Raw genomic sequence first — 14828 nt, forward strand, 5'->3', positions numbered from 1 at the left:
CCGCTTCGCCATCTCAGCCACAAACGATCATGGCAACCCCAAACCCCGGCTCCGCCGGGGACCCACCACGCCACCACCGAAAGCGCGCCAGAGCCCAGCGAACGGTGTTTTCGGCCCGACACGCCGGGGCTGAGGTCCGGCGGGATGGGCACGGAGTGTGATCACAAGCATGGGTCGGATCGCCGACGCCATCTGTGAGCACGCACGCCGGCTACCCGATGTCCTCTACGCTCGGGACGCGATCGAGACCAAGCTCGCCGCGATGGAGGCCGCACTCGAGCAGCACCGCGTGGAACCTCTCGTCGCCTTCTACGCCGCGCTTACTTTGCTCGATGTCGGCCGCCATCACCGGACGCCGCCGCGGCGATACACACCCACGTGACGACGGTCCTCGACCTGGCCGTCCTGCGCGACTCCTGATCCGCGGGCGGGCCGCCACGTACCGGCCCCACGCTGCCTGACGTGCGCCGGGCCGGACTCGAGGCGGTGCTGGGCCGCGTCCGCAGGACCGTTGCCGGCACCTTCGACCGTGAAGAGGCTTTAAAAATAATTAAATCTTCAGTATGCTCAGCGCCCCTCACCTACACGCGTAAGGAGGCGCTTCATGCGAGGTTTGTTGAAGGGCGCAGGTGCCGCATCAGTCGCGTTCGCTCTCGTGCTGACCGGGTGCAGCACAGCGGCGGACGGGGGCGAGGGGGCGCCCGCCGAGTTGGTGATCGGCTCGTCCGATCCGGTGCCCAACCTTGTCCCCGGTCGGCAGAGCAACGCGTTCGGGCTCGTCATGTCCGTCTTCAGCCCGCTGACCTTCCTGGACGCCGAGGGTGAGCTCAGCTACGTGGCGGCCGAGTCGGTCGAGAGCGACGATCAGATCACCTGGACGATCACGCTGCGCGACGGCTGGACCTTCCACGACGGCACCCCGGTGACCGCTCAGGACTACGTGGACAGCTGGAACACGGTTGCGTACGCGCCGAATGCGTTCGAGAACTCCGGACAGCTGGCGGTGATCGCCGGATACTCGGATCTGAATCCGGCAGAGGGTGAGCCGGCCACGGACGAGCTCTCCGGGTTGGCGGTCGTCGACGACCTGACCTTCAGCGTCACGCTCAACCAGGCGGACAGCCAGTTCCCCGTCGAGCTCTCGCAGGCCCAGACCGCCTTCTATCCGATGCCGCCGAGCGCGTTCGACGATCTGGACGCGTACGGGAAGCAGCCGATCGGGAACGGTCCCTTCGCGGTGACCACGGGGTGGACTGAGGGTGAGCCCATCGTCGCAGAGCGGTACCAGGACTATGCCGGCGACGAGCCGACGGTCAACAAGATCACCTGGGTGCCCTACTCGGACCGGCTCACCGCCTACACCGACGCACTCGCCGGCAACGTCGACATCGTGCGGCTCCCGGCCAACCGGATGAAGCAGGTGGCCGACGACTTCGCAGACGACCACATCTACAGCTTCTCCGGACCCGCGATCAGCTACCTGAGCATCCCGTACTGGGACGCGAGGTTCGACGACGTCCGCGTCCGGCAGGCCATCTCGATGGCCATCGACCGCGACGCGATCAACGAGGCGCTCTTCGGCAACCTCAACTCGCCCGCCACGGCGTGGACGCCGTCGATCATGCCCGGCAACCCCGATGGCATCTGCGGGAAGTACTGCGAGTATGATCCCCAGGCCGCTGCCGCGCTGCTGGCGGAGGCGGGCGGCTTCGAGGGACAGCTCACGATCCACTTTCCCGGCGGCGCGGGCCACGACGACCTGTTCAACGCCGTCGCGAACTACCTGCGGCAGAACCTCGGTGTCGACGCCATCGCCCGGCCGTCCGTCGGATGGGCGGAGTTCAGCGAAGACCGCAACAACGAGGTGCTGGACGGGCCTTTCTTCGCCCGTTGGGGCGCGCTCTACCCGAGCCAGCAGTCGACCCTGAGGGCGGTGTTCACGAGCGCCCCGGGGTGCACCAACTGCGGCGGAGCGATCATTCCCGAGGTCGAGCAAGCGCTGAACGACGCGGACGCGAGCGGCAGCGAGGACGGCGAGGCGTACGCCGAGGCTCAGCGGTACATCGCGGACCAGTTCCCGATCGTGCCGCTGTTCGAAGAGTCGTACAACTTCGTCACCTCCGACAAGGTGGCGGAGCTCACGGCCTCGGCGGCGGGCGAACCGCTGTTCACCGACGTGATCCTCGCTGAGGACTGAGGCTCACCGGAGGCACCATGGCCCGCTACATATCCCGCCGGCTCCTCGAACTGGTCATCGTCTTCTTCGGTGTCACGTTCGTCATCTACTGCGCGGTGTTCCTTCTGCCCGGCGACCCGATCGCGGCGCTCGGCGGGGACCGGCCGCTGCCGGAATCCGTGCAGCAGCAACTGAGGTTGCGCTACGGGCTGGACCTTCCGATCTGGCAGCAGTACCTCGACTATCTGGGCGGCCTGGCTCGGGGTGATTTCGGAACGACCTTCGCCGGCCAGTCCGTCGGCGAGCAGATGGCCAGTCGCTGGCCCACCACGATCAAGCTCGCGCTGACGGCGTGGACGTTGACGGTGCTCATCAGCATCGCGCTGGGACTGGCGGCGGGCCTTCGACGCGGTTCCGCGCTGGACAGGGGCGTGCTTCTCGGCACGATCGTCGCGGAGTCGGTGCCCATCTTCGTCATGGGCGTCATGGCGCAGTACCTCATCGGCATCACGCTCGGGTGGGCGCCCATCGCCGGCGTGAGCGACGGGTGGCCCCGGGCCTATCTCCTCCCCGCGCTGATCATCGCGCTCTACGGACTGGCCGGCGTCTCGAGGCTCATGCGAGGCAGCGTCATCGACACGATGCGGTCGGACTTCGTGCGGACACTGAGAGCGAAGGGCATGTCGCAGGGCAACGTCGTCGGCCTGCATGTCATGCGCAACGCCGCGGCCCCCGTCGTCAACGTCCTGGCCATTCAGCTGGGCTCCCTCCTGGGAGGAACGGTGGTCGTCGAAGCCATCTTCAACATCAACGGAGTAGGACAGCTGCTGTACAAGGCCATCCAGGACCAGGAGGGGACGCTGGTCGTGGGCGTCGCCACGACGCTCGTGTTCATCTTCCTCGTCACCAACGTGCTCGTCGACATCCTCTCGTCCGTCCTCGACCCCAGGATCCGCCATGACTGAGCCGGCCACCGTGGCGCTTGACGGCGCCCTCGATCGGGCCACCACACGGGGCCTCTGGGCCACGTTGCGGAACCGGGTCCAGTTCTGGGTGAGCGTCGTCCTGCTGGCCCTGCTGGCGATCATCGCTGCGGTTCCGGGTCCGCTCGCGGGGATCTTCGGCGAGGGCGATCCTCGCGCCTGCGACCTGCCGGCGTCGAACCGCCCGCCGGTCTCCGGGCACCTGTTCGGCACCGACGTGCAGGGCTGCGACGTCCTGGCCAACGTGCTGTTCGGTACGCGGACGTCGCTGTTCATCGGCCTCGCGACGACGGCTATCTGCTTGGTCGTCGCCGTGGCGCTCGGAACACTGGCGGGATACGCCGGAGGGTGGGTCGACGCGCTGATCGCCCGCACCGCGGACGTGGTGCTGGGCTTCCCGTTCCTGCTCGGTGCGATCATCGTGCTCAACACCGCACCGAACCGGTCACCGCTGCTGCTGGCCGCGGTGCTGGCCTTCTTCTCGTGGCCCACCTTCGCCCGGCTCATCCGGAGCTCGGTCAAGGAGGTGCGCGAACGAGAGTTCGTGCAGGCCTCACATGTGCTGGGGTTGTCGCAGCCACGCGTCGTCCTCACCCACGTGCTGCCCAACTCCCTTGCTCCGACCCTGGCCATCGCCGCGACGATGGTGGGCGGCGTCATCGGGGCAGAAGCCACACTGACCTTCCTCGGGGTCGGCCTCGTGCCGCCGTCCATCTCCTGGGGAGTCCAGCTCTCGACCGCGCAGTCCTACTTCCAGTCCGCTCCCCACACGGTCGTCTTCCCCAGCATCTTCCTCACCGTCACGGTGATCAGTCTCATCATGCTCGGCGACGCCCTTCGCGATGCTCTCGACCCGCGGGGGCGCACATGAGCGTCGACGTCGCGTGTGAACATCTTGCCGTCGGAGACATCGAACGCATGAGGAGCGCATTTCCATGGAAATGAGCGAACTGAGTGACGAAGTCCGCACTTTCATCGATCGGTTCACCGACGCCTGGGAGCTGATGCGCGGAAAGCGAATGAACGGACGAGTCCTCGCTCTGCTGATCATCACGGACGAGCCGTACCTCTCCTCGGCGGACCTCGGGAGACTGCTGAACACGAGCCCCGGCACCATCTCGACGGCGACTCGGGCGCTCCTCGGCGCCGGCTACATCACGAAGGTGTCGATCCCGAACAGCAGGGCCACCTGTTTCCGGGCAGAGGACGACGTCTGGGGGGCATTCCTCAGCCGCGAGAAACTCGGCCTCCAGCGGATGGAGGAGGTCCTTCGCACCGCCAGGTCGACGCCGGCCGGCTCGGAGCCCGCGACCGCGCGACGCCTGCGCAACGGAAGCCGCTACATGGCCTGGGTCAACCAGTACCACCGCAACGTGCTCGAGCAATGGCACACGTATCGGGACCAGGAGGAGGACACTCCCCCGCCGCAGGAGCTTCCCGCGGAGATGCTGGCCGCGATCAAACGCCTGGACCACGAGGAGAATCCATGAGCGCACCCCTGCTCGCATTCGACGATCTGACGGTGGCCTTTCGATCGCGAAGAGGCGACGAGATCCGCGCGGTGCACGGCGTGTCGTTCGAGGTCCTCGACAAGGAGATCGTCGCCGTCGTCGGTGAGTCCGGCTCGGGGAAGTCCGTCACGGCGATGACCGTCCTGGGTCTGCTCCCCGGCAACGCCGAGGTGACCGGCAGCGTCAGGTTCGAGGGCGAGGAACTGCTGAACGCCGATGAGAAGACCCTGCAGGACATCCGCGGCCGGCGCATCGCGATGATCTTCCAGGACCCGTTCGGCGCACTCGACCCGGTCTTCACGATCGGGTTCCAGATCCGAGAGGTGCTGCGAAAGCACTCCCCCGAGCTGAGCGCGCGCGATCGCCGACGCCGGGCGATCGAACTGCTCGCGGCCGTCGAGCTGCGAGAACCGGAGAAGCGCGCCCGGTCCTATCCGCATCAGCTGTCCGGCGGTCAGGCGCAGCGGGTCGTGATCGCCATGGCGCTGGCCTGCGACCCCGAGATCCTGATCGCCGACGAACCGACGACGGCCCTTGACGTGACGGTACAGCGGGAGATTCTCGATCTGCTGATGCGGGTGCGCGAGCGCAAGGGGACAGCCGTCCTCCTGATCACGCACGACATGGGGGTCGTGGCCGATGTCGCGGATCGGGTCGTCGTGATGAGGGACGGACGGGTCGAGGAGACCCAGACCGTCGAGCGGCTCTTCGCGCACCCCTCGGCCGACTACACGCAGCGGCTGCTGCGGTCCGTGCCGCGCCTCGACGTGGCCGACCGCGCCCCGCTCGCGGTCGACGAACCCGCCCTCGTCCTCGACGAGCTGACCGTCGAGTACCGGCAGCGCTTCCAGTCCGTGACCGCGGTCGCCGGCGCGAGCCTGACCGTCGCTCGCGGCGAGGTCGTGGCCCTCGTCGGCGAATCCGGCTCCGGGAAGACGACCATCGGCAAGGCCATCACCGGACTCGCCCCGGTGAAGAGCGGAACCATCGTCGTCGACGGCGTCGACGCGGTGAAGGCCCGAGGGCGGCAGGCGACGGACCTGAAGAAGAAGATCGGCGTCGTGTTCCAGAACCCGATGGGCGCCCTCGATCCACGGTGGACGATGGCCGAGTCCATCGGCGAGCCGCTTCGCGTCCACCGCGGTCTGCGCGGGAAGGCGCTGACGGCGCGCACGGACGAGCTGCTCGACGCCGTGGGGCTCTCGCGCTCCTGGTCCACCCGATACGCGCACGAGCTCTCGGGCGGGCAGCGCCAGCGCGTCGCCATCGCTCGCGCCCTCGCCCTGGACCCCGTGCTGCTGATCGCGGACGAGCCGACCTCGGCGCTGGACGTGTCCGTACAGTCCACCGTTCTCGACCTCTTCCGCAGACTGCAGAGCGAGCTGCGCTTCGCCTGCCTGTTCATCAGCCACGACCTCGCCGTGGTCGACAGCCTGGCCGATCGGATCGTGGTGATGAGCGACTCGCGCGTTGTCGAGGAGGGCGCGCGCAGGCAGATCCTGCTGGATCCGCGGGAGGACTACACCAGACGGCTCCTGGAGGCCGCCCCGGTTCCGGACCCGCATCTGCAGCGGAAGCGAAGGAGAGAACGAGAAAAGGTATGACCACAGAGATTCTGCAGTCGGTGTCCGACGACGAGATCGCCGAGCGGGCCGCCTCGCTCCCGGAACTCCAGGGCTATCCCGGCGTGGACGAGTTCCTGGAGCAGCTCGAGGAGCTGAGGCTCGAGTTCCCCGACCTGCTCTCGGCCAGACGGGTCGGCACCTCCCGGCTCGGCGAGCCGATCACGCTGTACACGCTCTCTCTGCGCCGTGCCGGTGGATCAGGGGACGACGCCGCGCCGCCGGCGAAGCACTGTCTCGTCGTCGGTGGCGTGCACCCGAACGAGCCGATCGGATCGCACACCATCGTCCGCCTGCTGACAGATCTGCTCCGCGATGCGTCCCTCCATCGGCGGCTGGGCGCCGTCTGGCACTTCATACCCTGCGCCGATCCGGACGGCATGCGGCTCAACGAGGGATGGTTCGACGACCCGTTCGACGGTGAGACGTATTTCCGCCACTTCTACCGGCCGCCGGGCAACGAACAGGTGGAATGGACCTTCCCGATCAACTACAAGTCCAAGTACTTCGACGCGATGCTGCCCGAGACGCAGGCGCTGCAACGGGTGATCGACGAGATCCACCCCGACTACTACATCCCGCTGCACAATTCCGAGACCGGCGGTGCGTATTTCTACCTCTCCCAGCCGGTCGCCGACCTGGTGCCGCTCCTGCACCGTCTGCCCGCGCAGTTCGGCATCCCCCTGCATCTGGGCGAGCCCGAGGCGGCACATTTCACCGTCCTCGCTCCGGCGATCTACAAGTCCGGCAGCTCCCAGGACGTCTACGAATGGCGCGAGGCGAACGGCCTGGACCCGGTTCCCAGCGGCGCCGCAGGGCAGTCGTCCACCAGCTACGTGCGCAGGTACGCCACCGTCTCCCTCATCGCCGAGCTCCCGATCTGGCAGACCTTCGGTGCCGACGACACGAGTCCATCCGATGCGAACTACGCCGCACTGCTTCGTGAGGCCGGGGAGGCCCTGACCGACACGGGGACGTGGCTCGCGGACCTCCTGGCCCGGGTCGAACCTCACCTCACCCTGGACTCGCCGTTCCTTCGCAGTGCCCGCGTGTTCATCCCCAGCATGTCCCGGGCCGGGGAGCTGATGATCACACGGTCCGCCATGCCGGAGAACGACCGGGTGGCCGCCGTGGCGGAGCGACCCATGGCCGTCGTCTGGATGTACCGACTACGTTTCGGGGGCGCTCTGTTGCGCGCCCTGAACGCGGAGGTCGCCGCGGGGTCGGCGGGCGTCGTGGTGCGGCGGTCTGCTCACGACCTCGAGCGCGTGTGGATCGGCTGGCTCGAACAGCGGCTCGCGGACGAGAAGACGCAGGGGATTCCGGTCAAGGACGTCGTCGGCGTTCAGTACGGCGCGGTGCTGGGGCTCGTGGCTCATGCTCCATCCGCCGATGCGCGGACCACCACCATGAGGGGCGGACGGCGATGACCACGAGCTCGCCGGGACCCGTCTACGAGTCCGAGCTCACCTGGCTGAGCACTCGTGAGCTGGCCGCGCGGATCGCCACTGGCAAGCTGTCCGCCCGGGAAGCGCTCGCCGATCATCTGGCGCGCATCGACTCGGTCGATCCGACCATCAATGCCATCGTCACCCGCGACGACGAACGCGCCTACGAGCGGGCGGACCGCGCTGACGCGTGGTACGCCCGCGGGGAACGACTGGGCCCGCTCCACGGTGTGCCGCTGACCCACAAGGAATCCACCGACACGGCCGGGTTGCGGACCACGCGTGGCTCACCGCTGCTGGTGGATAACGTGCCGACCCGGGACGCGCTCATCATCGCCCGGCTGCGCGCCGCCGGCGTGGTGACCACCGGCAAGTCGAACGTCCCCGAGTTCACCGCCGGTTCGCACACGTTCAATCCCGTCTTCGGGACGACCGTGAACCCCTACGACACAACGAAGTCGGCGGCCGGGTCGTCGGGCGGAGCAGCGGCCGCGATCGCGGCCGGCATCCAGGCGTCCGGGGACGGGTCGGACATGGGCGGGTCCCTGCGCACGCCCGGGTCGTTCACCAACATCGTCGGCCTCCGCCCGTCGAACGGGCGCATCCCGCATGCGCTGCCCGCCGATCCGTGGACGTGGCTCGCTCAGCCGGGCTTCCTGGCGCGGACGGTGGCCGACGTCGCCCTGCTCATGGCCGCCGCCAGCGGACCCGCCGCGGGCGCGCCGCTGGCGATTCAGGAGCCCGGATCCGTCTTCGACCGCCCGGAGTTCTCCGACCCGGGTGGGCACGAGCCCGGCTCGAGGCTCGCGGGGCTACGAGTCGGGTTCTCCACCGACCTGGGCGGGCTGATTCCGGTCGAACGCGTCGTGGAAGAGGTCGTGGACGCCGCCGCGGAGACGTTCGCCGCCGCGGGAGCGCGTGTCGACGACGTGCTGCCGGACCTCACCGACGCGGACGAGGTCTTCCGGGTCGATCGAGCCCTCGACTTCGCCCGCGACTACCGGGAGATCGTCCGGAACCACCGTGACCGGGTCAAGAACGCGGTCGTGTGGAACACCGAACTGGGACTCTCCCTCACCGTCGACGAGATCCTCGCCGCTGAGGAGGCGCGGGTCCGCCTGCTGGCCTCGACCGAGGACTTCTTCTCGCATCACGATCTGCTCGTGCTCACGACGAGTCAGGTGGCGCCGTTCGACGCGAGCCTCGAGTACCCGAGGCAGATCGACGGCACCCCCATGCGCGACTACCTCGAGTGGATGCGCGCGGCGACGATCATCTCGGCGACGGGCTGCCCAGCCGTCTCCGTACCAGCCGGCTTCACCCCCGGCGGTCTCCCCGTCGGCGTCCAGATCGTCGCGGCGCCGGGCAGAGACGTCGAGCTCCTGCTCGCCGCGCAGGCGTTCGAAGAGCTCACCGGCCATCACGCCAGGAGGCCGACATTCTGAATCGTTCCCGCGGCGTCTCCTCGTCCGCCGATGCGGCTCGGGATCATCTGGAAGGGATGGAATGACAACTTTCGTTGGTGTGAGGAACATGACGCGCTGGCTGGCGCAGCAGGGGCCCGAGCGCGTCATCGCGGGCCTCGTCGATGACCTCGCTGAGGATTTCGCGCGGTGGGAGGAGTTCGACAAGACGCCCCGGATCGCGAACCACACACCCTTCGGCGTGATCGAGCTCATGCCGACGAGCGACCGGGAGACCTACGGCTTCAAGTACGTCAACGGGCACCCGTCCAATCCGGCGCGCGGCTATCAGACGGTCACGGCGTTCGGCGTGCTCGCCGACGTGCACAACGGTTACCCCACGTTCGTGGCGGAGATGACGGTGCTCACCGCACTGCGTACCGCCGCGACCTCCGCGCTCGCGGCGCGTGCGCTCGCCCAGCCCGATTCGACGCGCATGGCGCTCATCGGCGCGGGCAGCCAGTCGGAGTTCCAGGCGCTCGCGATGCGCACCACCCTTGGCATCGCCGACCTCGCCGTCTACGACATCGACCCCGACGCGATCGCGAAGTTCGTGCGCAACCTCGCTCCGCTCGGGTTCCGGATCACCGTCGCGGGCGACACCGCGGAGGCCTGCGCGGGCGCCGACATCGTCACGACCTGCACCGCGGACAAGGCGCTCGCCACGGTCCTGCGCAACTCGGACGTCGCGCCCGGCATGCACCTGAACGCGATCGGCGGCGACTGCCCGGGCAAGACCGAGCTGGAGCCGGCGATCCTGGATCGCTCCGGCGTGTTCGTCGAGTACGCCCCGCAGACCCGGATCGAGGGCGAGATCCAGGCCCGCGGCCCCGAGTTCCCCGTCACCGAACTGTGGGAGGTGCTGACCGGACGCGCGGCCGGACGCACCTCGGCGGCGCAGATCACCCTGTTCGACTCGGTCGGTTTCGCGATCGAGGACCTCACCGCGCTGCGCTACGTGCGCGCTGCGATCACCGGAACCGGGTTCGTCGACGACATCGACCTCGTCGCCGAGCCGCAGGACCCGAAGGACCTGTTCGGCATGTGCGGCTCACCTGTCCCGGTCGGCTGAGGCGGCGTCGGCCGGCCGCGCCGCCATCAGGTCGAGGACGGTGGGACCCACGCTCTCGTGGGTCCCACCGTCGTTGTCACGTCACGCGGAGCAAGGATTCCTGTGTCGGCGTCAGCTCCCTCTGATCAGGGTGAACTCGATGGTCGTCACGTTCCCAGCGACGTCGTGCACCTCGAGGGTGTTGGCGCCCACCACCGCTCCTCGCACACCGGGGCGGATGTGGTCGAGGTCCGAGCGCGCGGCGCCGGTCAGGCCCACGGATCTGCCGTTCAGCACGACCTCGTCGATCGTGCCGGCTTCGGCGGTCTCCTCACGTGCGATCTGTTTCAAATGTTCTAAACATCTGGATTTTTGGAGTATCCTAGTGCCGGGAGTCTAGGGAAGGAGTGGTGATGGTTCGGCTGAGTAGGGCGCAGCAGCAGGAACGCACGCGCGGGTCCGTGCTGGCGGCAGCGAGGGCGGAGTTCACCGAGCACGGCTACGCCTTGGCGAAGGTCGACCGGATCGCCGAGCGGGCCGAGCTGACTCGCGGGGCGGTGTACTCGAACTTCCCGAGCAAACGCGCCCTGTACCTGGCGGTACTGATCGACATGGTCGAGAACACCGTCATCGGCGAGCCTTCGAGGTCACCGATGTCGCTGGCCGATGCGCTGGGCATGTTCGCCCGAGCCTGGCTGGAACGGCTGCCTTTGGGCGAGGACACGGCTTCGGGAGGGCGGCTGCAACTGCGCTCGCTGGACGGCGTCCTCGATGACGACCACGGACGCGAGGTGCTGGCGCAGGTTGCCCGGCTGGAGGCGTTACTGCTCGCCGCCGCGCTGGAGTCGTGCGAACCGGCTCGTACGGAGTCGGTGCGGCGGGTACGACTGGCCGCGCTGGTGCTGACACTGCTGGACGGTGCGGCCCATCTGGCCGAGACCGCACCGGGATCATGCGATCCCTTCGACGTGACACGCGCGTGTCAGCATCTGGCCGGGATCGACCTCGCTGACACCTGGGCACCGCCGCACCTGCCCTACGTCGACCGGGCGCAACCATGTGGGGACACCTGGGATCCGCCCGCGGGCCTCGCGGATCGGATCAGCGGGACTCGGGTCGACCTCGGCGCCGATGGTGTGATCGCGGTTCTGGGGGCCGGTCGTCTTGCTGCCGCCGAGGAAGCCGTCCGTTCCGCTCGGCCTGGCGAGCAGGTGACGGTGGTCATCGTCATGAGTGATCCCGCCGAGACCGGCCGTCTCGTACAGCTCAGAATCACCGACCTGACCGGATGTCTGCGGCGTGTGTTCGCCGCGGACGCATTGCCGCCCCTTCGCCTGGTGCTCGACGATCGCGCCACGGTCGCCTCGGTGCTCGGACTCCCGGATCCCGATGACGAGACCGAAGCCGCGGTGCGCATCCAGGGCGGTGCGATCGTCGCCCGCGCCCACGGGCGAGGCGCCGCCTATGCCGCGGCGACCGCCCATGCCTCGAACCCCACACAGCCACGGAAGACCAGAACATGACTCACCCCGATTCGCGCCCTGCTACCGACACCGACCTTCTGGTGCTCCACACCCTCCGTTGCATCGGCTTCGCCGGTTCCGCCCGCATCACCGCCGCGACCGGTCTGCGTGAGTCCGATGTGGAGTCCGAGCTGATCGATCTCGCGGTCGCCGGTCTCGTCACGCACATGGCCGGCGACTTCGGCGGGTGGGGTCTGACGGACTCCGGCCGTGTCGTGGATGCCGAGCGGATCACCGGCGAGCTGGAATCCGCCGGTGCCCGCACCGCCCTGACAGCGGCGTATGACAGCTTTCTCGTGCTCAACCCGGAACTGCTCGACCTCTGCACGGCATGGCAACTCCGATCCATCGACGGTGTCATGACTGCCAACACCCACAGCGATCCGTCCTATGACGACCGCGTGCTCAACCGCTTCGCCGAGTTCCACCAGCGTGCCGCCGTCGTCTGCGCCGAACTGTCCTCGGCATTGCCTCGGTTCGGTCACTACCAAACCCGCCTCACCGAAGCCCTCGATCGCGCCACCTCTGGCGCATTGGAGTACGTGGCCGACAGCACAGCGTCGTACCACACCGTGTGGGCCGAGCTTCACGAAGACCTGCTCGCCACACTCGGGATCCCACGATGAAATGGATTCGACCGCTCTCCGCTCAGGTCGAGGAGACAGCGGAGATGGTGGGCAGCAAGGCTCACGGCCTCGTGGTCCTGCACCGTCTCGGCCTGCCGGTGCCCGCCGGGTTCGTTGTCACCACGGAGGCATGTCGCGCGTTCCTGAGTGACGGGCGTCTTCCCCACGGACTCGACGACGAACTCGCGACAGCCATCACCGGCCTGGAAGCCGCCACCGGACGCAACTTCGGGGGCACACAGATGCCACTGGCGGTGTCCGTCCGCTCCGGGGCGAGCGTGTCGATGCCCGGCATGATGAACACCATCCTCAATCTCGGCCTCACGACCGGAGCTACCGCCGGCTTGGCGGCCGAGACGGGCGACCAGCGATTCGCACTGGATTCGCGGCAGAGGCTCCTGTCCAGCTTCGCCTCCGCGATCACGAGTGATCGGCCGATTCCTGACGAGGCGACCCGCCAGTTGGAGCTGGCGGTGGAGACCGTGTTCTCGTCATGGGACACACCGCGCGCACGAACCTACCGTGAACTTCATGACGTCCCGCACCACCTCGGCACAGCCGCGATCGTCCAGACGATGGTGTTCGGAAACCGCGATGACCACAGTGGCACCGGAGTCGCGTTCAGTCGCGACCCCAACACCGGTGAGAACGTCCCGTTCGGCGAAGTCCTGTTCGGACACCAGGGTGAAGACGTCGTATCCGGCAGATCACTGACCCGGCCCCTGCACGAACTGGCCGACCGAGCGCCGGCAGTGTGGACCGGCCTGCTCGATGCTCTGCGCCGGGTCGAGGGGCACTACCGCGACGCGTGCTATATCGAGTTCACCTTCCAGGCCGGCGAATTGTGGATACTGCAGGTCCGGCCTGACCGGTTCGTCGGCGGTGCCGCTGTCCGCGTCGCCACCGACCTCGCCGATGAGCACGTGATCGGACGTCACGAAGCGCTGCTCAGGGTCTCACCGCAGCATCTCCGGCACGTCCGCACACCCCGAATTGCGCCAACCGAGAAGACCGACATCCTGGCCCGAGGGCTGGGCGCCTGTCCCGGTGTCGCCGTCGGCAGGCTGGCGACCACGGCCGACGGAGCAGTGCGCATGGCCGCGGACGGCCCCGTCATCCTGGTACGTCCGGAGACCTCCCCACACGATATGCGCGGTCTGGCCGCTGCCACCGGAATCGTCACCGCCCGCGGCGGGCCGGCCAGCCACGCCGCAGTTGTCGCACGAGCGATGGGAAAACCCGCTGTCGTGGGGATCACCGACCTCGCCGTTGACGTCGACGCCGCCTCGGTGAGCGCCGGTGGACGCACCATTAGCGAAGGCGCCCTCGTCACCATCGACGGGACCAGTGGCGAAGTCGCCCTCAACAGCCCCCGCATCGTGACAACCGCAGCGAACGCCCACCTCCACCGGCTACTCGAATGGGCTGACGACGTATCGGGCGACCACACCGAACGTGATGAAGCCCAACGCCTCACTGCCGCCCATGCCGCGCTTCGTCACGAATAGCGCCGGTTAGTGGTCACGGCCGCGCGCCGGGCCCGAACCCCGTCCAACGCAACTCAGGCGGAAGATGGCCCATGTCGTTGTACAACAACATTGTCGGTGCCAGACCGTTGCGGTACTCGATCGCCGTCAGCGCCGTGTTTCCACAGCTCAGTCCCAGCCACCGCGCCGGTGGCGCGTCGAGGGCGTGCCGCACGAGCCAGGCCACCGGATAGGCATGGGTGACCAGGACCTCATGGGTCTCGGTTTCGGCGGGGCGAGCGAACCTGTCGATCAGTGCATCCGCAAGGCGTGCGCCCGAAGCGGCTTCCGCGGCGTCGTACCCGTCGAAGAACCCCGCCCACGCGGGAGGCATGTCGTCCGGCACGTGCGGCACCTGGTCAACCAGTTCGGCCGCTTCCCGCACAGTAACGCCCGGCAGGTGCTTACCCACGATCTGAGCAGACAGCGCCGCCCGGGAGAGGGGCGAATGCCACACGGCATCGACCGGCAGGCCGGCCAGGCGCTCGCCGAGCAGTTCCGACTGCCGCTGCCCGACATCGGTCAACTCGCCGAACGGGTCCGCCGCACCGTGCCGCACCACATACAAATGCCGAGTCGCCATTGTCAGACCTTGGGCCTCGCCGCGTGGCGAGCGTGGCGACCAGATCCTCGTGAGGCTCCACGCATACCGCATGGCGAGAGTCGACGCTCATCTCCGCTACCCAGCGCAGGCTTACTCGGAAAGTTCGAGGACACCGCACCAAGAGTCAGCCGAACCATCACTGCACCTTCCTCCGACAACCGCATTAGGATACTCACGAAATCCGGATGTTAGCAACATTCGAGTAGGCGAGAGATGGAGAAGGACGCTGACTCGTGCTGTGCGTCTACCTCATCGCCGGGTCGGACTCTGTGCGGTCGATCGAGGCGCTCGCGAA

The 14828-nt window shown here is 68.0% G+C and carries 14 protein-coding genes; 12 read left to right on the forward strand and 2 right to left on the reverse strand.

Annotated features, from left to right (window positions below; genetic code table 11):
• Nucleotides 1–169: 169 nt before the first annotated feature.
• The 9 genes from ABZ863_RS05085 (at nucleotide 170) to ABZ863_RS05125 (ending at nucleotide 10275) form a co-directional block, all read left to right on the forward strand.
• Nucleotides 170–382, forward strand: coding sequence for a hypothetical protein (locus ABZ863_RS05085; RefSeq protein ID WP_358531272.1), 213 nt, complete (start codon nucleotides 170–172; stop codon nucleotides 380–382).
• A gap of 222 nt (nucleotides 383–604) precedes the next feature.
• Nucleotides 605–2197 (forward strand): ABC transporter substrate-binding protein, encoded by a 1593-nt coding sequence (locus tag ABZ863_RS05090; RefSeq protein WP_358531274.1) that lies wholly within the window; start codon nucleotides 605–607, stop codon nucleotides 2195–2197.
• A 17-nt stretch (nucleotides 2198–2214) separates the two neighbouring features.
• Complete coding sequence (locus ABZ863_RS05095; RefSeq protein ID WP_358531276.1) at nucleotides 2215–3141, forward strand: ABC transporter permease; 927 nt, start codon at nucleotides 2215–2217, stop codon at nucleotides 3139–3141.
• Nucleotides 3134–4030, forward strand: a complete 897-nt coding sequence (locus ABZ863_RS05100; RefSeq protein WP_358531278.1) for an ABC transporter permease — start codon at nucleotides 3134–3136, stop codon at nucleotides 4028–4030. Before ABZ863_RS05095 ends, ABZ863_RS05100 begins: the two co-directional genes overlap by 8 nt.
• A gap of 64 nt (nucleotides 4031–4094) precedes the next feature.
• A complete protein-coding gene (locus ABZ863_RS05105) occupies nucleotides 4095–4649 on the forward strand; it encodes a MarR family transcriptional regulator (RefSeq protein WP_358531280.1) in 555 nt (184 codons plus the stop codon).
• The gene (locus ABZ863_RS05110) at nucleotides 4646–6274 is read left to right on the forward strand and encodes an ABC transporter ATP-binding protein (protein WP_358531282.1); all 1629 of its coding nucleotides are present in this window, start codon (nucleotides 4646–4648) and stop codon (nucleotides 6272–6274) included. Before ABZ863_RS05105 ends, ABZ863_RS05110 begins: the two co-directional genes overlap by 4 nt.
• Complete coding sequence (locus ABZ863_RS05115) at nucleotides 6271–7722, forward strand: M14 family zinc carboxypeptidase (RefSeq protein ID WP_358531284.1); 1452 nt, start codon at nucleotides 6271–6273, stop codon at nucleotides 7720–7722. The genes ABZ863_RS05110 and ABZ863_RS05115 overlap by 4 nt, the downstream gene beginning before the upstream one ends.
• Complete coding sequence (locus ABZ863_RS05120) at nucleotides 7719–9185, forward strand: amidase family protein (RefSeq protein WP_358531286.1); 1467 nt, start codon at nucleotides 7719–7721, stop codon at nucleotides 9183–9185. Before ABZ863_RS05115 ends, ABZ863_RS05120 begins: the two co-directional genes overlap by 4 nt.
• Nucleotides 9186–9246: 61 nt before the next feature.
• The gene (locus ABZ863_RS05125; RefSeq protein ID WP_358531288.1) at nucleotides 9247–10275 is read left to right on the forward strand and encodes an ornithine cyclodeaminase; all 1029 of its coding nucleotides are present in this window, start codon (nucleotides 9247–9249) and stop codon (nucleotides 10273–10275) included.
• Between the two features lie 111 nt (nucleotides 10276–10386).
• On the opposite strand, the gene ABZ863_RS05130 is transcribed toward ABZ863_RS05125, so the two are convergent.
• A complete protein-coding gene (locus ABZ863_RS05130) occupies nucleotides 10387–10605 on the reverse strand; it encodes a hypothetical protein (RefSeq protein ID WP_358531290.1) in 219 nt (72 codons plus the stop codon).
• A 62-nt stretch (nucleotides 10606–10667) separates the two neighbouring features.
• On the opposite strand from ABZ863_RS05130, the gene ABZ863_RS05135 reads away from it, so the two are divergent.
• Genes ABZ863_RS05135 through ABZ863_RS05145 form a run of 3 tightly spaced genes read left to right on the forward strand, consistent with a single transcriptional unit; the run spans nucleotide 10668 to nucleotide 13911 of the window.
• On the forward strand, nucleotides 10668–11777 hold the full coding sequence (locus tag ABZ863_RS05135) for a helix-turn-helix domain-containing protein (protein ID WP_358531292.1): 1110 nt from the start codon (nucleotides 10668–10670) through the stop codon (nucleotides 11775–11777).
• Nucleotides 11774–12403 carry a transcriptional regulator gene (locus ABZ863_RS05140; protein WP_358531294.1) on the forward strand — a complete coding sequence of 210 codons (630 nt, stop codon included), beginning with the start codon at nucleotides 11774–11776 and terminating at the stop codon, nucleotides 12401–12403. Before ABZ863_RS05135 ends, ABZ863_RS05140 begins: the two co-directional genes overlap by 4 nt.
• On the forward strand, nucleotides 12400–13911 hold the full coding sequence (locus tag ABZ863_RS05145) for a pyruvate, phosphate dikinase (RefSeq protein WP_358531295.1): 1512 nt from the start codon (nucleotides 12400–12402) through the stop codon (nucleotides 13909–13911). Before ABZ863_RS05140 ends, ABZ863_RS05145 begins: the two co-directional genes overlap by 4 nt.
• Before the next feature lie 13 nt (nucleotides 13912–13924).
• Here ABZ863_RS05145 and ABZ863_RS05150 read toward each other — a convergent pair whose 3' ends face one another.
• Nucleotides 13925–14512, reverse strand: a complete 588-nt coding sequence (locus ABZ863_RS05150; protein WP_358531296.1) for a histidine phosphatase family protein — start codon at nucleotides 14510–14512, stop codon at nucleotides 13925–13927.
• Between the last annotated feature and the right edge of the window lie 316 nt (nucleotides 14513–14828).

The sequence above is a fragment of the Saccharomonospora sp. NPDC046836 genome, from assembly GCF_040645195.1.
Taxonomy (GTDB): Bacteria; Actinomycetota; Actinomycetes; order Mycobacteriales; family Pseudonocardiaceae; genus Prauserella_A.